The following is an 18,655-nucleotide window of genomic DNA, read 5'->3' as shown; positions in this document are numbered from 1 at the left end:
TTGATGATCACTCATCAACCTTATGGTTAAAAGTTAAATCTTGGCGTCATTTAAAAGGTTTCCCTTTTTGCGCTTGGCTTTTGTTCAGTTTTAAAAGAACGATCGTCAGTCACTAACTTAATAGCAACTTTAATAGTATAGCAGTTTAAAAACAGAATGTCAATAACTTATTGTTATAAAATCTGGTGGGCCTGAGTGGACTCGAACCACCGACCTCACGCTTATCAGGCGTGCGCTCTAACCGGCTGAGCTACAGGCCCATATATGATTCATATGGAGCGGGTGATGGGAATCGAACCCACGACCAGAGCTTGGAAGGCTCTTGTTTTACCACTAAACTACACCCGCGTAGAATTAAAAATTTTAAAAGAAATAAATGGCGCGCCCTGGAGGATTTGAACCCCCAACCTTCTGATCCGTAGTCAGACACTCTATCCAGTTGAGCTAAGGGCGCATATGAATTAACAAAGACATGGTGCGGTCGAGAGGACTCGAACCTCCACGGGGTCTCCCCCACTAGCCCCTCAAGCTAGCGCGTCTGCCATTCCGCCACGACCGCATAGCCCTTTATGTTAATCATAGATGCTTTTATTAGAATGGTGAGCCATGAAGGATTCGAACCTTCGACCCTCTGATTAAAAGTCAGATGCTCTACCGACTGAGCTAATGGCTCATTCGTCATAAAAACAATGGCTGGCCCACCAGGATTCGAACCTGGGCATCTCGGGACCAAAACCCGATGCCTTACCGCTTGGCTATGGGCCATCATTCTAATGGCGGACCCGACCGGAATCGAACCGGCGATCTCCTGCGTGACAGGCAGGCATGTTAACCGCTACACCACGGGTCCAAATGATATGAAGTTGAATGGTGACCCCTACGGGATTCGAACCCGTGTTACCGCCGTGAAAGGGCGATGTCTTAACCGCTTGACCAAGGGGCCATATAACCTAATGAACTAAACTGGCGGAGAAGGAGGGATTCGAACCCTCGCACGGGGTAAACCGTCTACTCCCTTAGCAGGGGAGCCCCTTCAGCCAACTTGGGTACTTCTCCAAATGGCTCCACAGGTAGGATTCGAACCTACGACCGATCGGTTAACAGCCGATTGCTCTACCACTGAGCTACTGTGGAATAATATGCAAGCCTGATTTCTAAAAGTACTACGTTCATCTAACAGCGACATGTAACATAATAACACATTATGAAGATCGCGTCAATAACTATTTGATGTTTTTTTAACATCATTGTTTTTAGGTTTGTCCATACGACAGCGGACGACTTAATATAATTTAGCACATCTTATTTCTAACGTCAATAGCGTTTCTTTCATTTATCCCCTTCTTAAATCTATTTTATCCTATGAGTAGAGCTTTGTCGTTTTTATCCACTTGATCTTTCCTCGACACGCCCCACAAACATACCGTTTCGTATCCATTTTGCGTTTTCTTACAAACACTGCCTTACAAGAGGTGCATTGATATTCATACACGCGATGCTGGCGATTGCGTGTCCCAGGTATGGTTTGACAATAGCGTGAACCGCCTACTGCTGCCAAGAGTTGTTTAAAGTCCTCATCTTGATGCCGATAGCCTCTACCTTCTAAATGAAGATGGTAATGCACGAGTTCATGTTTGATGATCTTAATCAACTCTTCTAAGCCAAACGCTTCGTATTGCTTAGGATTAAACTCTAAATTATGAGAAGACAGGAGATACCTACCGCCCGTTGTCCTTAGTCGATTATTAAAAACGGCCTGATGCCTAAAAGGTTTATTGAAACTTTCTAAAGAAATCCGTTCAACAAGTTCTTGTAATTCATGTTGTTCCACTCGTCTGATTCCTCTTTCAAATTTTTTATCACAGTTACAAGCCTCTCCTACATATACTAAACTAAATCCTATCGTATAGCATAGTGTTTAAACTCCACAATGAGTTTAAATGATTGCATTAGGTCTTAGAAAATGTGTGTGTACTTAGGAGTAACAAGGGATAGCACAGAACTTGATAAAAGGGATTAAGGAGGTTCGCCGACCGATGCCCACGTGGTTCAAAAATCAATTACAAAATGCCTATTATAAAAAGGACCGCTATCAAATCAAGCTCTTGAATCAATGCTGGTTTTTCTACAACGATCGTTATTGTTAGACAGAATAAGGAGCATGGCAAATGCCGTGCTCCTTTTATTTATCAAGACTGCACCATAGTCAAAGCGATTCTGCCTTTATTCACATCAACGTCCTCTACCCATACCTTGACGATTTCCCCAACATGAACGACATCCATCGGATGCTTGACATAACCGTTAGAGAGCTTGGAAATATGAACGAGACCATCTTGCTTTACACCAATATCGACAAAAGCCCCAAAGTCCACGACATTTCTCACCGTACCTTCAAGTGCCATGCCGGGCTTTAAGTCCTTAATCTCTAATACATCTGTTCGCAAAAGAGGTTTTTCAACATCTTCACGCGGATCGCGTCCTGGCCGCATTAAAGCCTGTACAATATCGCGCAATGTTGGTTCTCCTATTCCCAATATTTCTGCAGTTTTCTGGACATCCAACACATTCAGTTTTTCCTTCAATCCATCCGTTCCGATATCAGCAGCCGTCAAGCCAAGGTTCTCTAGCAAGGCAAAGGTCTCTTTATAACTCTCCGGATGAATCGGCGTTCTATCCAAAGGAATATCGCCATCAGGAATAGTTAAGAATCCCGCGCATTGTTCAAAGGTCTTACCACCCAGTCTCGGTACCTTTTGAAGCTCTTGTCTATTTTTGTAGCGCCCTTCTTCATCTCGACGCTTAACGATATTATTGGCCACCGTCTTAGAAAGTCCTGCAACATACTGCAACAGCGATGAAGAAGCCGTATTAACATTGACCCCTACCCTATTTACAACCGTTTCTACAACAAACTGCAAGGAGCTAGAAAGCTCTTTTTGAGACACATCATGCTGGTATTGTCCCACCCCGACAGACTTCGGATCAATCTTAACCAGTTCAGCCAATGGATCCTGGAGCCTTCTTGCAATTGAAACAGCGCTTCTCTCTTCAACTTTTAAATCAGGAAACTCCTCACGCGCCAATTCAGATGCGGAGTAGACACTGGCCCCAGCTTCATTGACAATCAAATAATATATATTCTTATCTTGAAGCTCTTTAATCACATCAGCAATGAATTGTTCAGTCTCCCGAGAAGCTGTTCCATTGCCTATTGCGATTGTATCAATGTCATATTTATCGATGAGTTGCTTAACCACAGTCTTCGATTTATCAATTTCAGAGCGAGGTGGTGTCGGATAAATCACGGCTATCTCTAGCATTTTTCCGGTTTCATCAACAACAGCTAGCTTACAGCCCGTCCGATATGCCGGGTCAACTCCAAGAACCCGTTTATCTTTCATCGGTGGCTGCATGAGGAGATGCTGAAGATTTTCTGAAAAGATTTTAATCGCCTGCGTCTCTGCCTTTTCAGTTAGACTTTGTCTAATTTCACGCTCAATTGCTGGTGAGATGAGCCGTTTATAGCTATCTTTTGCCGCTGATGCCAATACTTCCTTAGCTGTAGTTCGCATTGAAGTTATGAGCTGTTTTTCTAACCAAGTGACGATCTCTTCCTCGGGCGTACGAATATTCACCTTTAAAACATCGTCCTTCTCCCCTCGATTAATAGCCAATACTCTATGAGGGACAATCTTATCTACTTTTTCCTCATAGTTATAGTACATTTCATAAATGCCTTTTTCGTCCTCTGCCTTATTTTTACGTTCAGTAACAATAATACCTTTGGCGAATGTAACCTGACGAATTCGCTTGCGATTTTCAGCATCATCAGATAGACGTTCGGCAATGATGTCACAGGCACCCTCTAGCGCCTCTTCAACCGATAATACTTCTTTTTCCTCAGAAATGAACACTTCTGCCTGCGGTTCTATTGGAGCATCAGGACAAGACATGAGCCAATCTGCTAAAGGCTCTAACCCTTTTTCCTTCGCAACAGTCGCCCGTGTACGCCGCTTTTGTTTATACGGACGATAGATATCCTCTATTTCTTGAAGCTTTGTTGCTTTTTCAATCGCAGTCTCTAGTTCCTTTGTGAGCTTACCCTGCTCAGTGATCAGCCGCTGCACTTCTTCCTTACGTTTATGTAATGTTTGGGCATACTGCCATTGTTCCGCTATCGCATTGATTGCAACTTCATCTAATCCACCGGTAAATTCCTTGCGATAACGCGCAATAAAAGGAATGGTATTGTCATTTTCAAGTAGATCAATGACATTTTCAACTTGCCGACGCTTTAACTTCAACGACTGTGTGATGTTTTGTATGATAGATGCTTTTGCTTTATCATCAGTCATATGCATCCTCCTCACTTGTATCCTCTTCATGATAGCTCAAAGCAAGCCGGTCTTCCAGTCCCAACCAAATGGCGGCAATCGCTTTAATGCACCGTACTTGCCTTAGAAAATTTAGCTTATAGTTCACGGCTTCACTAAGCGCAGCCTCATGTTCGCGCCCTCGCACTTAAGGGAGCACTATACTAGCCCCCTAATGTGATTGTTTCAAATCACGCACTAAGGTCGCCACCAGACCTCAGATCGCGAAAGCCAAAGGCCGAACTATAAGGACTTCCGCTAAGTTATAAATGCTTATAGTACAAAAAAGCCTACTCAGATGTGAAGGTTCACCTGAGTAGACTTTTTTTAGTCGGCGTGCCAAGTAAAAGGGTCATGTCGTCTACGATATTGGCTGAGATAGAATGAAGAAGTGGATCGATATCGATATTATCCGAAGACTCGGCGTGAAGAAGATATTTCAAAGTGGGTGTATCCTTTGCATTAATGGCAATGCCATCTGAATACATGGCAAACCAGCCATTTTGAGGATATTTAAGACGTTGAATATTGAAGCGCATCACTTGCCCCGCAAGGATACCTGGTTTTGGCACTGGCCGAAGCCATTCACCCATTTCATTAAAAATTTTTAATTTCACATTACCTACACCACAAAACTCCATTACACCACTTTTCAAATGCAATTTAAATATTGAGAGAACAACACCTCTCAATCCCCTCTGAGTGCCATTTACTTTAGTCATAATGCGCTCTAAAGGCTCATTTTGAAAATTTTCGATAGCTTTCACAGCAGCCTGCGAAGCCTTCCTTGCCGCCTCTCCGCTTCCTAAACCGTCAGCTACCGCACAAAAAAAGGTATTGTCTGTCTCGTTAACAAAAAAGCTATCGCCACAGCAATCAATACCTTTTTTGTTTTTTTGAAAGGCATTGACTGAAAATCGTTCAAATGGATGTCGTTCAATCATTTTATCACTTCTGTCTCTTCCGTCTTAAGAGCTTCCCGTAATTTCTGCAATGCCCGCCTCTGCAATCTTGACACGTGCATTTGTGAAATATTAAGTCGCTCCCCTGTTTCCTTTTGACTCAAATTCTCATAATAAGTATACATTAGAATGGCCTTTTCTCTGCTGCTTAGCACTTTAAAAGCCTTTTCCATCAGCAGCTTTTCATCGACCTGATCATAGCCTGGTTCTTGTCTGCCGATAAGATCCAAAAGCGTCACTGATCCACCCTCTGAATCAGCTTCTATTTTACTATCAACTGACGCCGCATTATAGCTACGCCCAAGCTCCATTGTCTCAAGGACATCTTCTTCCTCTACTTCTAGATGGCGAGCGATTTGTTCAACAGTTGGTGATTGACCTAATTGGTTTGTCAGTTCATCCACTGCTTTTTTGATTTTTGGGCCAAGCTCTTTAATTCGGCGCGGAACATGTACGCTCCAAGTTTTATCACGAATAAATCGTTTGATTTCTCCTACGATAGTCGGAATAGCAAATGATTCAAAACGATTTCCCTGTTCTGGATCAAAGCGTCTCAATGATGCTAACAGCCCTATCATACCTACCTGAATTAAATCTTCCTGAATCAAGCTGTCTCTGGAGAACCTTTTTGCTAAAGAATGGACAAGATTGGTATAACGAATCACAAGCGCTGACTTCACTTCCTCGTTATCAGGCTCATCTTGAAGCTTGCGAATCAATTGTATCGTGTCATCTTCCGACTGGTCTGTCATATGATTGTTTGATCCTGTCGGCATGCAATTCCACCTCATCCCTTTGAAGAAACTTGGTCATGATAACGGCAATGCCAGAATCGTTATTAAATGTGACTTGGTCCATAAGTGTATCGATTAGGAAAAGACCGAGTCCTCCTTCAGACAATTCTTCTAATGAAGCAGATGCATCGAGCGGTTTCATTTCTTCTAATATTGCATTAACATTAAAGCTTCGCCCTTTGTCAGCAACCATGATTTCCAGGCGATCCGGTAAGAGCTGAAAACGAACAGCAACCTCTCCCTCCTCATCTTCTGAGTAGGCATGATTCACCGCATTGGTTATCGCTTCTGAAATGGCCACTTTAATATCTTCAATAGCGTCATAGGGATAGCCCATTCGATTGGCCACACCCGAAGCAGTCAAACGAACAACGCCTATATATTCTGCTTTAGCAGGAATGGTGAGCTCTATTGTGTCTGAAGTGGGCTTCATCTTGTCTCCTCCTTATTGATATCTTCAATCGTAATAATATCGGACAGACCGGTGATATCAAATAGTCTTTCAACCCGTGGAGTTAAGCCTTGCACAATGAGTGTTCCATTATTCTTGCAAACCTTTTTGTATGCAGCAATAATGACACCAATTCCTGTACTATCCATATAATTTGTATCTGATAAATCTAGCGTTACCGAAGCTCCCTCGATGTCGACAAGCTCCAAAAGCGTCTCCTTGAGCTTCGGCGCAGTATAAGCATCTAGCTCCCCCTTAAGGATTAATAGCTCACCGCCATCCTTGGCTTTTCCTTGAAGAATATTCAAATTCATAGCAAATACCTCCAGGCCTCCTGAAAATTTGAAAGGCTATATCGGACATATACCCGATCTATCTAACGATTAAACCCTGCGTTTTAAAATAATGAGTGTAAAATCATCACGCAGTTGAAATTCCTGTAATCTCTCAAGCTCTTTATAAACACTATCTACGATCTCTTGTGCAGATCGATCCATGCGCTTGCGGATCAAATCCACAACCTCACCCCGCTCAATAAATCCTTTTTTCGTGCGACATTCAGTAACACCGTCTGAGAGCAAAACAATCATATCACCAGGCATGATTAGTTTTTCATACTCACGATACTTTGTTGAGCGATCTAATCCTAAAACTCGTCCCTTTGCTGTCAATTCTTCAAAACGGTCCTTTTGGCTTGAATAAAAAAAACCAGGCTCGTGACCTGCCGATGCGTAATACAAACGATGTTCTTTTTCATTATAAAGGCCATAAAACATCGTAATAAACATACTAGGATCCACATTTTGTTCGACGACACGATTTAAGTTTTCTAAAACTGCACTTGGTTTCGTGCGTTGTTCAGGCTCACTATCCATTGCATATTTGATCATCGACATGCACATCGCTGCAGGGATGCCTTTACCAATGACATCAGCAATCGCAATACTTAAGAAATTTTGTTCATCCCTAACAAAGTGATAGTAATCCCCACTCATTTTCTTCGCCGGCTTGCTGATAACACCAATATCTAGAGAATCAATCTCAGGGACCGCACTTACCAAGAGCGATTGTTGAACATTCGCTGCAATATCAATTTCCGTCTCTAACTGTCGTTGTTTGAACCTAAGATTTTGGTGTTCCCTATAGGCGAGGCCATAACCAATCATCGCCTCCAGCAAGAAATCAAAAGAGGACTCTAATCTTTCATCCATATTAGGAAAGAACTCTCGCATGATTTCTATATGTACACTTAGAACATCTTCAGGTGAAACGCCACACTCTATCATATGTCGACTAAATAATTGACCATTATATAACGTTTCTTCATTTTTACCTTCCATATATTCCGCTAACAACCGTTTATAACGCTCATACATTTGTTCTTGATCGATCATAAACACTACTCCCCTAGTGATTAGCGAAGATATTTTCGTGCCGTAATCTTTGTACCCTTTCCTGCTTCTGAAAGAATATCAAATTCATCCATTAGACGTTTGACACCTGGAAGCCCTGCGCCCAAGCCGCCAGATGTGGTGTAACCATCTTCCATCGCTTGACGCAAGTCATTGATTCCAGGCCCATCGTCCTTCGCTGTAATGGCTAATCCCTTCTTCCCTTGATCATCGATCACTTCAATTGTGATGACCCCAGGCTTTGCATAGAGATAAATATTCCTTGCTAATTCAGAAATTGCTGTGGCAATTCGGGCCTGATCAACATTGCCAAACCCTAGTTCCTTCGCATAGTCTCTTCCAGACTGGCGCGCACGAACGATGTCCCATTCATTATGGATCTCCACACGACTTGGGGCATTTTTCATCATCATTCCCCCAATTCCTGTCGCAGTTTCTCCAGTCCCTGCTCCAGATCAAGTGCAGTTGGTACTCCTTTTAGTCCAATTCCCAAGTCAACAAGTGTTAACGCAACTGCCGGACGTATTCCTGTCAAAACCACTTTAGCGCCAAGAAGCTCTGACATATTAACGACATCACCTAAAATCTTGGCAATATAAGAATCAATAATTTCAACTGAGGTTAAATCAATGACAACACCCAATGCACCTGTCTCATGTATTTTTTTCAATAAATCATCTTGAAACTGAATGGCCGTCTGATCATCTAATTCTACTTGTATGGTTGTCAGTAAATAATTATAGAGTTTGAGAATCGGGATTCTCACACGTTACCCCCCTCTTGAGTGCAAACAATTTTTCTATTTGTCATCTCTAACGCCCGTTCAATGCCTTTTTGTAATGTACTTCTTGTAGGGAAATCTTTAAGTTCAATCCCTAAGTTAACAATGGTTTGAGCAATCTCTGGACGTATACCGACCAGGATACATTCAGACCCAACAAGTCGGACCGCTTCTGCCGCCTGTATGATGTGATGGGCAACCATTGTATCCACCACCGGCACTCCGGTAATATCGATTAAGACCACCTCAGCCCGATGCGTGATGACCCCTTCTAATAGATTTTCCATAATGAGCTTGGCCCGTTCCGTATCAATCGTTCCAATTAGGGGCATGACAGCAATATGCTCCATCACTGGAATCAGCGGCGCCGATAATTCCAAGAGCGCTCGTTTTTGGATGGACACTGTATTTTCCCAAGTAGAAGTGGCGTCTTCTATCAGATTATTAAATATTGGATCGAGTAGATCATCCATGGCTTGAAAGTAATCTAAGATAATCCCCTTTTCTTCATTTGACTCAATAATGAGTGTACCGACCACTCTTCTAAAAAGCTGCACACCACTCGTTAAATAGCTCAAGGGCCATCCCAATTGTAGGATTCTTCCCATCAGATTATTCAGCCGATCTTGACTTTGATTATCTGATAAGTAATCGAAAATTAATTCCACAAGCTTTTCATTCGTTGTCTCAATCGCACGTCCATTTGCCTGATCAGTAGTACCACTAACCTTTTGAATGCTCTCCTTCCATCTCTCAATAATTTCCGCTCTTCGAGTGCTGATTAGCGAAATAACTGAACTCGCCATACCTGTCTCCTCCAATTCCAATAACAACAATTAGAAAAGTTTATTTTTTATTTACAAGTTTCTTTCTATTATTCCATTCCTCGTTGTTTTCCGCAAACGAAAAGGGAAAATACAGATATAAAGAACTCGTTTCACAGCTGTTAGTGGCCTTGACAAACATCCGTTCAAAACCCATTACTTTCCCGCTTGCTCAGCACTCTTGATGCGATTCTCAAATGGCACATTCTAGGGCTCTCCCCTCCCTAGAGGGAAATCAAAGCCCGAACCTATCGGGTCTTCCGCAAGGTTATACATTCTGACGTCATAAAAAAAGCCGCTCCATCACAAAAGAGCAACTCTTACTAAAAATCGATAAGGCTTAGGCTAATTTGAATGGCTTCGTTCACATTAGCCATCATGTCCTCATCTAGGTGTGTAATTTTATCGGTTAATCGCTGCTTGTCAATGGTCCTGATTTGTTCAAGCAAAATGACAGAGTCACGATCAAATCCGTATTTTTTCGCATCAATTTCGACATGGGTAGGTAGTTTTGCCTTTTGGATTTGTGCCGTAATGGCAGCAACCACAACGGTTGGACTAAAACGATTTCCGATATCATTTTGGATGATAAGAACCGGTCGCACGCCACCTTGCTCGGAACCAACGACCGGAGAAAGATCGGCAAAGTACACATCACCACGTTTGACTATCACCCTTTTTACACCCCACTAACCAAGCGTTCTAGGGTGTTCTCCGCCTCCTCTTCGGCTAAGAACGCTTCTGATGCGATATTCAGATTAATCTTTGCCATCTCCATATAGCCTTGTCGCATAGATTCACGAATGTGTCGTTTATTCCGTTCCCTAAGATACATTCTGACTGCACGATGAAGAAATTCGCTCCGATTCATATTGTCTTGTCGCGCAACGCCATCTAACTCTTGGAGCAGATGATGTGGTAATTCTACAATGATTTCTTTTGAATTTGATTCAGGCAAAGGGGTGCACCTCCAACAAATCTCTTCGTTCATATAACATTCCAAAATTAATCTTACCACTACAATTCAAGCATTTCAATCCAACTTTTTATCCAGTTCATCTTTTTCCTCTAAAATAGAGGCTGAATCGATAATCGGATTGCTTATAGCAATCCTTTCATCATTTTTAAAATATAGTCTTGGCACTCTATGGTTAATCATACATGGAACTTCATAATTTATTGTACCCAAATACCCAGAAATTTCATCAATACTAACATATTCATTACCAGAAGAACCAATGAGTGTTACTTCTTCTCCTAGCGGATAAGGTGCATCCAGCTGGATCATCATCTGATCCATACATATCCGGCCTACAATTGGAAATCTTTTACCCTTAACCAATACTGTTGCGTGTCCGGCCAAGCGACGCAGCCACCCATCAGCATATCCTATAGGTAGTGTCCCAATCCAAGTGGGTTCTGTTGCCGTGAATGTCGCACCATAACTGACAGACTCTCCCGCCTCAATTTGTTTCACATGGACTAAGGAAGTTTTAAGCGAAAAGGCTTGCTGCAGTTGAAACGGGAGATCAGACTTCATCTGTTCCGAAGGAGATAATCCGTACATCGCAATGCCATAACGCACCATATTAAACAATTTGTCTGGATGCTTTAAGGCTGCTGCGCTGTTGGCACAATGCACAAGATTAGGATTGATTCCTCTATCCATCAGTTGCGTTAACATTGTGGTGAAACGCTGATACTGCTTGTTGAAATAGGTGGGATCATTTTCATCAGCAGTAGCAAAATGCGTAAAGATACCTTCAACAATAAACCGAGGATCGGCACGGAATGCATCAGCCAAAGCATCCATTTCCTCCGTCTCACGAATACCGATCCTTCCCATACCTGTGTCACATTTGATATGCAAAAAGACAGGCATCTGAGATTGATACTGCTCACGCGCTTGTTTAATCCATTCTGCTTGAAAAACAGTCAAAGAAATATTATGCTCGGCAGCAATCGCTATATCAGCTGGGCGTGTCCAGCCAAGTACTAAAATTGGCGCCTTAATCCCTTTTTGGCGCAAGGATAGGGCTTCATCAAGCAAAGCAACTCCCAACCAAGTCGCACCTGAGGATAAGGCTTCAAACGCTACAGGGTATGCCCCGTGTCCATAGGCATCTGCCTTAACAATAGCCATAATCTGTGTTTCATCTGGAATATGCGCTTTTAACTGTTTTGTATTTAATCCAATAGCATTGAGATTAACCTCAACCCATGTCTCTCTATAAAATTCCACGGTTACAGCTCCTAGTTCATGCAGTCATATATTTTGTTCATATTTCCATTTTAAGCTGTCCTTTGAGCTTGTCAACGCTAGCAAAGTTTATATTTTCTTAAAATAAAAAAGGCTCCGGTTAAAAAACCGTTGAGCCTTGGGATATTATTTGGTCACTTGTCCGTCAACGGATTGTGCCACATCCACCATTTCCTGTTGCGTTAATTTGTCAGATACGAGGTAATAATCCATACCATTGTGGGACCACGTTAATGAATGGTCGGTTAATGCTCCTACTGTATAGCCTAGATTCACTGGTTCAGCTTGAAGTGTTGTTGTCGCGCTTGCTGGAGCAACCTCACTTTTTGTCTCTACGATGGTATAGCCTTTTTTACCCGTATACTTTATGACAAATTTCTTTTGACCATTGCTAGAAACATCCTTTGAATAGAGATGCTTGGCATCAGCCAATTTCAAGGTTGGCTCAGCTAACTGGAATTTGTCATCTGGAACAGCCATTGTCGGCACTTCTAACTTCATGCTTGTCATATTATGATCTACATTAAAATCATTCTTGTCAAATTTGGGGCCAAACTTAAAGTTTTTAAAGACTATATCAATCACGACATTCATATCCTGATCCATGACTTTCACACCTACCGGGGCTAAATTCCCCTTTTTCAAAGTGATGGTTTGATTGTCCAATGTTTTTGTGTCGTAATTGGTTTTAGTTGTAAAGACATAGTTATTTTCTTTTTTCTCAAATTTGGCATTGGCATCATGGATAATATCTTTGGCAAGCGATTGAAATAAATACGTTTGGCTCCGATTGTTAGGCCAATCACTTTCAAAATGATACTTCTTATTCAACGCAGGTGTTAAGACGTAGACACCATCACTATTTTTGATGATCATTTGCGTGTTTTCTTTATTTTGATCTTTTAAAACAACCTTATACTTATTCGGTTTTTGATACCATATATCCGCATGGTACTTCTGCTGTTTTTCACCATTCTTGAACGTTAACACCGCAGAGGTTTTATAGCCCTCAAGATTGTCAAGTTTTTTAGAGAGATCGCCAACCACATCTTCCTTCGATTGAGTGCAACCCGCTAAAACAAAAAGGAACATGACTCCTAATAAAAAAAGTGAAAGACTCTTCTTCACAATCATCCAGCCCCTTTGTCTCATTTCAGTGACAAAGAAGGGATTCTATTCTAGCAAATCGTATCCTTGGTCATATGACAGTCTATGCTTTAAGTAGTCGCAGACAGAAGCTTTCCCAATGCCTCTGGAAGTGCCACAGTGAGGTCCGAAGCCACAATCCCAGATTGCACGGAAAGTTCTTGAGAAAGCTGGTCTGCGATAAAACCATGTAAATAAACAGCATTACATAAAGCGGCGCTTATTCTTTTGTGCTGCAAGGCAAAAGCAAGCACAATGCCAGTCAAAACATCTCCTGTCCCTCCATTTGCTAGAGCAGGATTACCGGTTGAATTGACCCATTGCTGGCCGTCAGGTGCCGTAACCAAAGTATTCGGCCCTTTTAAAATCAGATACACGCCATATGTCTTGCTAAAAGTTCTTGCCATCTCAAAACGATTGTTCTCAACATCCTTAATAGTCGCACCAACCAACCTAGCCATTTCTCCAGGATGAGGCGTCAAGATGGTAGGAGATGAGCGCTGGGATAACTTATCCAAATGTTGATTAAGATAAAATAACCCATCCGCATCTAAAACAAGGACTCCATCTGTGTTATTCAACAATTTAATCAACTGATCTTCAACCCGTTCAGCTCTTCCAATCCCCGGTCCAAAAGCAACACCATCGTAGGTCGAAAGCTGCTTTGGCAGCGCATCAGCTGTTTGAGCCCGATAGTCAAAAGGATCGTACATCGCTTCAACAGCGTGATGAGCGATAATCGACTTAGCGCTATTTGGCGCACTAACAGAGAGTAGCCCGATACCTGCACGCAATGCTGCTCGTGTAGCAAGTACTGCGGCTCCCGGCATATCCTCAGAGCCAGCAACAATCAACCCCTTGCCATGGCTCCCCTTATGTGAAAAAACACTTCGGCGAGGATACGTTTTTTGAAAATCATCCTTTAGCCACAGTCTCCGTTTCCCATCATGCGCTTTTAAAGAAGCCTGCGGGAGACCTATATCCACAACCGCCACTTCACCATAATAGCTTGCTGAAGGGAAAGTGAATTGAGCAATTTTCGGGCATTGTAAGGTGTAAGTACGGAGCGCTTTGACACAGTCATGTGATACACTTCCTCCATTTGCCGGAACACCGCTTGGCATATCAACAGAGTATACTGGCACTTGACTTTTATTCATACACTGAATGATCCTCAAATAAAAGGGGCGTGGGGCTCCTTTTATGCCGGTGCCAAGCAACGCATCAATCATGACATCCCATTGCCGCATGGCCTTTTCAAAATCATTTAAGGCCGCCTCTTCTGTCGCATAGCTTACGCTTCCACCTGATCGCTCAAAAGCCGCCTTATGATAGGCACTATCGCCTATAATCGCAGCTGCCTCTCCAATGACCCAAACGTCCGTTGAATAACCATGGTCGCGAAGATACCTTGCAATAACAAAACCATCTCCACCATTATTTCCTTTGCCAATGATCACCCCAATCCTTTCGTCTTGACCTAGGATAGACCTGAGGTGCTCGAAAATGCCTCTGCCGGCATTTTCCATCAATAGATGCCCTCCAAGTCCAATAGACTCAATAGCATGACGATCAATCGCCTGCATTTCTTCTCTGGATACGATTTGCACAATAGTCCCTCCTAGCGCATTAAAAATATATGAGACAACTTGTTAATATATGCGAACTAGCATGACAAGCTTTCAAGAATGACCGTTGCCGCGGCATATTCTTTTGTATGTGTTATGGATACATGTGCTCTATGTATCGCATGTTTGGCATGAAGGGCAGGCCTCCCTGATGCATCATTTACAATTTCAATATCCTGCCACGATAAGGCTTGTCCAAATCCAAGCCCTGTCGCCTTCGCATAGGCCTCCTTGGCTGCAAAGCGTCCTGCTAAATACTCCACTTTTCTTCGTTCAGACGTTTTTTGATAAAATTGTTCTTGTTCAGTATCTGTTAAAATTCGTTCAACAAATTTAGCATTGGTAATCAGCTTTTCCATCCGCTGAAGCTCAACGAGATCAAGACCTGTCCCTATAATCATCTGCATTCCTCTCACTTTTTAGGAGTTTTTCTTGCATCAAATACTTAAATTGTTATATATTCACTCTCTTTTAATCATCATTTCCTTTATACTATAATATAGCAAGAGCAAAGGAGGACGTCATGTGTTTATCAGAACCGAAAGCTTCAAAGATTTCTTACGGCTCTATCCCATTGTATCTTTTATCATCGCTATTAATTTATTAGTGTATGTAGTCTATACTCTTAGCGCCTGGTTTCATATCATTGCCATTCAACATCTTATCAACCTTGGTGTTGGCTCGAATGTCTATGTCATCGCCTTTCACCAATGGTGGCGCCTAATCACCCCACTCTTTATTCATTTGGGATTATCACACGTCTTTTTTAACTGCTTCTCTATCTTCCTTTTTGCACCCGCATTAGAAGCTCTGTTGGGAAAATGGAAGTTTGCCATTGCTTATTTTGGATCAGGCATCATCGCCAATATCCTGCAGCTTTTCTTCGATTCACCTTACTATTATGTCGGTGCGTCTGGTGCTATATTTGGTTTGTTCGGTGTCTTTTTATTCATCATTGCTTTAAGACGCTACTTGTTAGATAAACAAAGCCAACAAGTCATCCTTGTCATTCTTGTCATCAATGTGGCCTGGACATTATTCTTCCCATCAAACATTGATGTTCTCGGACATATCTTTGGTTTATTAGCTGGCTTTGTTTTGGGCCCTATTCTCCTGTTTAGAAATCATGGCTCCTACTATTATCGGAGATGAGAGAAGCCGTCTCAGCACAGTCCATTTTCAGGACTTTTGAGACGGCTTCTTTTTATTCGCGTATTTCAGGACCAACATACCTGGAGGAGGGACGAATGATGCGATTATGTTGTGCTTGTTCTATCGCATGTGCCGACCACCCCATTAAACGACTGGTAGCAAAAGTAGCCGTATACAGATCTGAAGGTAAATCTAATGATTTAAACACCGCTGCCGCAAAAAATTCTACATTTGTTTTTAGTGAACGGTCGGGTTTATATTCTTTAAGCAAGCGTATGGCTTGCTTTTCTAATTCTATAGCTAACTCTAACCAATCATCACCCCTGGCAAGTGATAGAGCCACTTCCTTAAGAACGATCGCCCTTGGATCACGTGTGCGATACACGCGATGGCCAAACCCCATGATTTTTTCCTTATTTTCAAGTTTATGAGTCAGCCAGTTTACTATATTCGCCGTATATCGACTTCCTCAAGCATGGTGATCACAGCTGAAATTAGCTGCCTCACCATTAGTAGCAAGTACCCATCTCACCTATATTCTCCGGCGTTTTATGAATGACTATCCAGATATTGAGATTGATGTTCACATTATGGAATCTCACCAAATCAGTACAGCTTTATTAGAAGGATGTATCGATGTGGGTTTTTCAAGAGAGTCCCCCAACCCATCGAGGCATTGAACAAATCATTATTTCTGAAGAACCTGTTATCATGGTTGTCCCACATGATGGCTTTGATTGGGAGAGCGGTCCCCCGATTAACTATGAAGACATCCTTTTTCGCCTGCCTCTCCTGACACATAATCATCCTGAATATTGGGAAGAGCTTCTTTCTCATATTCAAGCCCAATATGTTGTTAAAACGATGCGCGTGAGCCAGGTGAGTACAACAAAGCATTTTATTGAAGAAGGACTAGGGTTCTCTTTTCTTCCAGAACTCGCTGTTCGTCGTGAACTGGCTGAGGGGCGATTATTACGCGTCGATGAACATCCCTTCACACTCCCAGCCACTCGAACCTATTTATTAACGCCTCAGCACCCTTCGGCCATCATGCGCCAATTTTGTCACTTTTCCATACAGCTTTTGGGAATAGAATAGACACGGCTATCCTATTTCCGATCAGTGTGTGGCATAAAACGGGGCTTGTAAGCCATTTTTTCTTTATAATCAGCAAGTTGTAACAAAGCCTCTTCTTCATCTGGTAGTCTAACTTTGAGAAGGATAGCGGCATTGAGTAGTGTGAAAACCACCATTGTAAAGTACGCTTGGAATAGGAGTGGCAAAGCGAAGATTTCAATAGCCACAACTAAATAATTTGGGTGGCGCATCAGCCGATAAGGTCCCTTATTCACAGCCTGCGCTCCAGGCAAAATGATAATTTTGGTATTCCAATAATCTCCTAGTGCAAGTAATGCCCATAGCCGGACACATTGGGCGCTTAAAAAGAATAGTGCCGGTACAACGGACCAATAGAAAAATGTTGGTCTTATCATTAAGACCTCTCCACATAAAGAGAGGAAAAACATGATATGGAGTAGTATTAGCCACTTGTAATGCTCAGCTCCAATCTCAATTGCTCCCCTTTTTTTCAATAGCCTTTCGTTGCGCTTGGCCAGTATAAGCTCTATTAATCTTTGTGTGATGACGAATCCAACAACAATAAGAAATGCCCTCATGGAACGGCCTCCCACTCCATCAAAAGCAATTCTGCGCTGAATCCTGGTCCTAATGATAACGCAAGCCCGCACTCTTTTCTTTGATGTTCCTTTTTCATCACCCGATCCAGCACATACAGCACTGTAGGACTGCTCATATTCCCGTAATGCTGTAAAACATCCCACGCAGATTCGAGCTTATAGCGCTCCACCTTTAAGCTTGACTCATAGGCCTCTAGTACCTTCCGACCTCCTGGGTGCGCAATCATATGCTGGACCTCATCTATTGACCTTTCCCATTTATGTAGAAACGTACTAACGACCGGCTGAAGCCATTGAGCCACCAGATTCGGAATGCTTTTTGAAAAGACAACATATAATCCGTCGTCCTTTATCTCCCAACCCATCACATCCTCTGCATCGTGAAGCAATGTAGATTCAGAGGTGATAATTTTCGGCACTATTCCTCGATGTGTTTGCTCACACAGCGACGACTCTTCACCAACAATAAGAGAACACGCCGCACCATCGGCAAATAATGAAACCCCAATCAAGTTACTTTTTGAACGATCCTGATGCTGAAACGTGAGGCTGCATAGTTCAACAGAAACCACCAGCACAGCAGCATGAGGGAAGGCTTGACAATATTCATGCGCCCGTGCCAATCCTGCTGTTCCACCTGCACATCCTAATCCCCAAATGGGTATTCTTTTGGTATGTGAGCCAAATGGCATCGCGTTCATAATCCGCGCATCCATACTCGGCGTTGCCAAGCCAGTGGTCGATACAAAAATAATCGCATCAATCTGGTCAGGGGTCACAGGTCCACGGAGATAGTCGTGATTCGTCAGGCAGGCGTTAATAGCCTCTATAGATAAGTCAAGTGCCATCCTGCAGTATAGATCATTCTTCTCACTAAACGTATGAGATGTTTGAAACCAGTCTAGCGGTGCTGCAAAATAGCGCTGCTTGATCCTACCGTTTTGAAAAATACGTAATAAGCGTTCAATGTCATGAAAATCCTTTTGGAAAAATTGCCTAGCAAAATCCATCGTTGTCTTCTGTTCAATTACATAAGGAGGTGTTGCCACTCCATTGGAAAGTATTATCGACATCCTCTTCACATCCACCATTTATCATTTTCCTTATTTTCTACATAGAAAGTAAAAATTATGAAAAATGAGGAGCAGTCTAAGAGCACTGGGCTGTATCGC

Annotated in this window: 23 protein-coding genes and 10 tRNA genes; 4 read left to right on the top strand and 29 right to left on the bottom strand. The window is 42.5% G+C overall.

The features are described 5' to 3' along the window. Positions 1–183: 183 nt before the first annotated feature. The 11 genes from IEW82_RS05605 to IEW82_RS05555 form a co-directional block, all read right to left on the bottom strand. Positions 184–260: transfer RNA gene (locus tag IEW82_RS05605), tRNA-Ile, on the bottom strand. Positions 261–274: 14 nt separating this feature from the next. After that, positions 275–348: transfer RNA gene (locus tag IEW82_RS05600), tRNA-Gly, on the bottom strand. Between the two features lie 29 nt (positions 349–377). Next, a tRNA-Arg gene (locus tag IEW82_RS05595) sits at positions 378–454 on the bottom strand. 19 nt (positions 455–473) lie between these two features. Further along, a tRNA-Leu gene (locus IEW82_RS05590) sits at positions 474–559 on the bottom strand. A 38-nt stretch (positions 560–597) separates the two neighbouring features. After that, positions 598–673, bottom strand: a tRNA-Lys gene (locus tag IEW82_RS05585). A gap of 17 nt (positions 674–690) precedes the next feature. Beyond that, positions 691–765: transfer RNA gene (locus tag IEW82_RS05580), tRNA-Gln, on the bottom strand. 9 nt (positions 766–774) lie between these two features. Next, positions 775–850: transfer RNA gene (locus IEW82_RS05575), tRNA-Asp, on the bottom strand. 18 nt (positions 851–868) lie between these two features. Then, positions 869–943: transfer RNA gene (locus IEW82_RS05570), tRNA-Glu, on the bottom strand. Between the two features lie 21 nt (positions 944–964). After that, positions 965–1,056, bottom strand: a tRNA-Ser gene (locus tag IEW82_RS05565). A gap of 3 nt (positions 1,057–1,059) precedes the next feature. Then, positions 1,060–1,134 (bottom strand) — tRNA-Asn (locus tag IEW82_RS05560). A gap of 226 nt (positions 1,135–1,360) precedes the next feature. Then, entirely contained in the window at positions 1,361–1,831 is a 471-nt protein-coding gene (locus IEW82_RS05555; RefSeq protein WP_188690452.1) for a SprT family protein, read from the bottom strand. Between the two features lie 205 nt (positions 1,832–2,036). Here IEW82_RS05555 and cmpA point away from each other — a divergent pair, with 205 nt between their 5' ends. Further along, a complete protein-coding gene (cmpA, locus tag IEW82_RS05550; RefSeq protein ID WP_188690448.1) occupies positions 2,037–2,147 on the top strand; it encodes a cortex morphogenetic protein CmpA in 111 nt (36 codons plus the stop codon). Positions 2,148–2,189: 42 nt separating this feature from the next. On the opposite strand, the gene IEW82_RS05545 is transcribed toward cmpA, so the two are convergent. The 15 genes from IEW82_RS05545 to acpS form a co-directional block, all read right to left on the bottom strand. Continuing rightward, positions 2,190–4,358, bottom strand: a complete 2,169-nt coding sequence (locus IEW82_RS05545; protein ID WP_188690445.1) for a Tex family protein — start codon at positions 4,356–4,358, stop codon at positions 2,190–2,192. Positions 4,359–4,684: 326 nt separating this feature from the next. After that, positions 4,685–5,320: a protein phosphatase 2C domain-containing protein gene (locus IEW82_RS05540; RefSeq protein WP_188690442.1), complete on the bottom strand. Its 636-nt coding sequence runs from the start codon at positions 5,318–5,320 to the stop codon at positions 4,685–4,687. Beyond that, positions 5,317–6,114, bottom strand: a complete 798-nt coding sequence (sigB, locus tag IEW82_RS05535) for an RNA polymerase sigma factor SigB (protein WP_188690439.1) — start codon at positions 6,112–6,114, stop codon at positions 5,317–5,319. The genes IEW82_RS05540 and sigB overlap by 4 nt, the downstream gene beginning before the upstream one ends. After that, positions 6,068–6,565 carry an anti-sigma B factor RsbW gene (gene rsbW / locus IEW82_RS05530; RefSeq protein ID WP_188690436.1) on the bottom strand — a complete coding sequence of 166 codons (498 nt, stop codon included), beginning with the start codon at positions 6,563–6,565 and terminating at the stop codon, positions 6,068–6,070. Before rsbW ends, sigB begins: the two co-directional genes overlap by 47 nt. Continuing rightward, positions 6,562–6,897 carry an STAS domain-containing protein gene (locus IEW82_RS05525; protein ID WP_188690432.1) on the bottom strand — a complete coding sequence of 112 codons (336 nt, stop codon included), beginning with the start codon at positions 6,895–6,897 and terminating at the stop codon, positions 6,562–6,564. Before IEW82_RS05525 ends, rsbW begins: the two co-directional genes overlap by 4 nt. Positions 6,898–6,966: 69 nt before the next feature. After that, positions 6,967–7,977, bottom strand: coding sequence for a PP2C family protein-serine/threonine phosphatase (locus tag IEW82_RS05520; RefSeq protein ID WP_188690429.1), 1,011 nt, complete (start codon positions 7,975–7,977; stop codon positions 6,967–6,969). Between the two features lie 20 nt (positions 7,978–7,997). Beyond that, positions 7,998–8,408: an anti-sigma regulatory factor gene (locus IEW82_RS05515; RefSeq protein WP_308422123.1), complete on the bottom strand. Its 411-nt coding sequence runs from the start codon at positions 8,406–8,408 to the stop codon at positions 7,998–8,000. Then, positions 8,405–8,761: an STAS domain-containing protein gene (locus IEW82_RS05510; RefSeq protein WP_188690425.1), complete on the bottom strand. Its 357-nt coding sequence runs from the start codon at positions 8,759–8,761 to the stop codon at positions 8,405–8,407. Before IEW82_RS05510 ends, IEW82_RS05515 begins: the two co-directional genes overlap by 4 nt. Beyond that, a complete protein-coding gene (rsbRA, locus tag IEW82_RS20290; RefSeq protein WP_188690421.1) occupies positions 8,758–9,582 on the bottom strand; it encodes an RsbT co-antagonist protein RsbRA in 825 nt (274 codons plus the stop codon). The genes IEW82_RS05510 and rsbRA overlap by 4 nt, the downstream gene beginning before the upstream one ends. 341 nt (positions 9,583–9,923) lie before the next feature. Then, positions 9,924–10,274: a type II toxin-antitoxin system PemK/MazF family toxin gene (locus IEW82_RS05500; protein ID WP_188498965.1), complete on the bottom strand. Its 351-nt coding sequence runs from the start codon at positions 10,272–10,274 to the stop codon at positions 9,924–9,926. A 5-nt stretch (positions 10,275–10,279) separates the two neighbouring features. Further along, on the bottom strand, positions 10,280–10,591 hold the full coding sequence (locus IEW82_RS05495; RefSeq protein ID WP_373285698.1) for a CopG family ribbon-helix-helix protein: 312 nt from the start codon (positions 10,589–10,591) through the stop codon (positions 10,280–10,282). 42 nt (positions 10,592–10,633) lie between these two features. Further along, positions 10,634–11,842 (bottom strand): alanine racemase, encoded by a 1,209-nt coding sequence (alr, locus tag IEW82_RS05490; protein ID WP_229672353.1) that lies wholly within the window; start codon positions 11,840–11,842, stop codon positions 10,634–10,636. Between the two features lie 144 nt (positions 11,843–11,986). After that, positions 11,987–12,988, bottom strand: coding sequence for a LolA family protein (locus tag IEW82_RS05485; RefSeq protein ID WP_188690415.1), 1,002 nt, complete (start codon positions 12,986–12,988; stop codon positions 11,987–11,989). 89 nt (positions 12,989–13,077) lie between these two features. After that, positions 13,078–14,616 (bottom strand): NAD(P)H-hydrate dehydratase, encoded by a 1,539-nt coding sequence (locus IEW82_RS05480; RefSeq protein WP_188690412.1) that lies wholly within the window; start codon positions 14,614–14,616, stop codon positions 13,078–13,080. A gap of 56 nt (positions 14,617–14,672) precedes the next feature. Further along, a complete protein-coding gene (acpS, locus tag IEW82_RS05475) occupies positions 14,673–15,035 on the bottom strand; it encodes a holo-ACP synthase (RefSeq protein ID WP_188690409.1) in 363 nt (120 codons plus the stop codon). A 124-nt stretch (positions 15,036–15,159) separates the two neighbouring features. Here acpS and IEW82_RS05470 point away from each other — a divergent pair, with 124 nt between their 5' ends. After that, a complete protein-coding gene (locus IEW82_RS05470) occupies positions 15,160–15,786 on the top strand; it encodes a rhomboid family intramembrane serine protease (RefSeq protein WP_188690406.1) in 627 nt (208 codons plus the stop codon). A 52-nt stretch (positions 15,787–15,838) separates the two neighbouring features. On the opposite strand, the gene IEW82_RS05465 is transcribed toward IEW82_RS05470, so the two are convergent. Continuing rightward, entirely contained in the window at positions 15,839–16,189 is a 351-nt protein-coding gene (locus tag IEW82_RS05465; RefSeq protein WP_229672351.1) for a citrate/2-methylcitrate synthase, read from the bottom strand. Positions 16,190–16,274: 85 nt separating this feature from the next. On the opposite strand from IEW82_RS05465, the gene IEW82_RS20390 reads away from it, so the two are divergent. After that, positions 16,275–16,466 (top strand): substrate-binding domain-containing protein, encoded by a 192-nt coding sequence (locus tag IEW82_RS20390; protein ID WP_188690506.1) that lies wholly within the window; start codon positions 16,275–16,277, stop codon positions 16,464–16,466. Then, entirely contained in the window at positions 16,423–16,884 is a 462-nt protein-coding gene (locus tag IEW82_RS05455; RefSeq protein ID WP_188690404.1) for a substrate-binding domain-containing protein, read from the top strand. Before IEW82_RS20390 ends, IEW82_RS05455 begins: the two co-directional genes overlap by 44 nt. An 11-nt stretch (positions 16,885–16,895) precedes the next feature. On the opposite strand, the gene IEW82_RS05450 is transcribed toward IEW82_RS05455, so the two are convergent. Together IEW82_RS05450 and IEW82_RS05445 are read right to left on the bottom strand one after the other, a co-directional pair. Further along, complete coding sequence (locus IEW82_RS05450; RefSeq protein WP_188690401.1) at positions 16,896–17,462, bottom strand: isoprenylcysteine carboxyl methyltransferase family protein; 567 nt, start codon at positions 17,460–17,462, stop codon at positions 16,896–16,898. Next, positions 17,459–18,556 (bottom strand): type III polyketide synthase, encoded by a 1,098-nt coding sequence (locus tag IEW82_RS05445; protein ID WP_188690399.1) that lies wholly within the window; start codon positions 18,554–18,556, stop codon positions 17,459–17,461. Before IEW82_RS05445 ends, IEW82_RS05450 begins: the two co-directional genes overlap by 4 nt. Between the last annotated feature and the right edge of the window lie 99 nt (positions 18,557–18,655).

The organism is Pullulanibacillus camelliae (assembly GCF_014642655.1).
Lineage (GTDB): Bacteria > Bacillota > Bacilli > Bacillales > Sporolactobacillaceae > Pullulanibacillus > Pullulanibacillus camelliae.
The sequence above is the reverse complement of the archived record's forward strand: the minus strand, read 5'-3'. Positions and strand labels throughout refer to the sequence as shown.

Excerpts from the sequence above, each read along its gene's own strand:
- IEW82_RS05540 (WP_188690442.1), bottom strand. The coding sequence starts at position 5,320 with ATGATTGAACGACATCCATTTGAACGATTTTCAGTCAATGCCTTTCAA.
- rsbW (WP_188690436.1), bottom strand. The coding sequence starts at position 6,565 with ATGAAGCCCACTTCAGACACAATAGAGCTCACCATTCCTGCTAAAGCA.
- IEW82_RS05525 (WP_188690432.1), bottom strand. The coding sequence starts at position 6,897 with ATGAATTTGAATATTCTTCAAGGAAAAGCCAAGGATGGCGGTGAGCTA.
- IEW82_RS05520 (WP_188690429.1), bottom strand. The coding sequence starts at position 7,977 with ATGATCGATCAAGAACAAATGTATGAGCGTTATAAACGGTTGTTAGCG.
- IEW82_RS05455 (WP_188690404.1), top strand. The coding sequence starts at position 16,423 with ATGTGGGTTTTTCAAGAGAGTCCCCCAACCCATCGAGGCATTGAACAA.
- acpS (WP_188690409.1), bottom strand. The coding sequence starts at position 15,035 with ATGATTATAGGGACAGGTCTTGATCTCGTTGAGCTTCAGCGGATGGAA.
- sigB (WP_188690439.1), bottom strand. The coding sequence starts at position 6,114 with ATGCCGACAGGATCAAACAATCATATGACAGACCAGTCGGAAGATGAC.
- IEW82_RS05450 (WP_188690401.1), bottom strand. The coding sequence starts at position 17,462 with ATGAGGGCATTTCTTATTGTTGTTGGATTCGTCATCACACAAAGATTA.
- IEW82_RS05445 (WP_188690399.1), bottom strand. The coding sequence starts at position 18,556 with ATGTCGATAATACTTTCCAATGGAGTGGCAACACCTCCTTATGTAATT.
- IEW82_RS05465 (WP_229672351.1), bottom strand. The coding sequence starts at position 16,189 with ATGGGGTTTGGCCATCGCGTGTATCGCACACGTGATCCAAGGGCGATC.
- IEW82_RS05495 (WP_373285698.1), bottom strand. The coding sequence starts at position 10,591 with ATGAACGAAGAGATTTGTTGGAGGTGCACCCCTTTGCCTGAATCAAAT.
- IEW82_RS05515 (WP_308422123.1), bottom strand. The coding sequence starts at position 8,408 with ATGATGATGAAAAATGCCCCAAGTCGTGTGGAGATCCATAATGAATGG.
- IEW82_RS05545 (WP_188690445.1), bottom strand. The coding sequence starts at position 4,358 with ATGACTGATGATAAAGCAAAAGCATCTATCATACAAAACATCACACAG.
- rsbRA (WP_188690421.1), bottom strand. The coding sequence starts at position 9,582 with ATGGCGAGTTCAGTTATTTCGCTAATCAGCACTCGAAGAGCGGAAATT.
- cmpA (WP_188690448.1), top strand. The coding sequence starts at position 2,037 with ATGCCCACGTGGTTCAAAAATCAATTACAAAATGCCTATTATAAAAAG.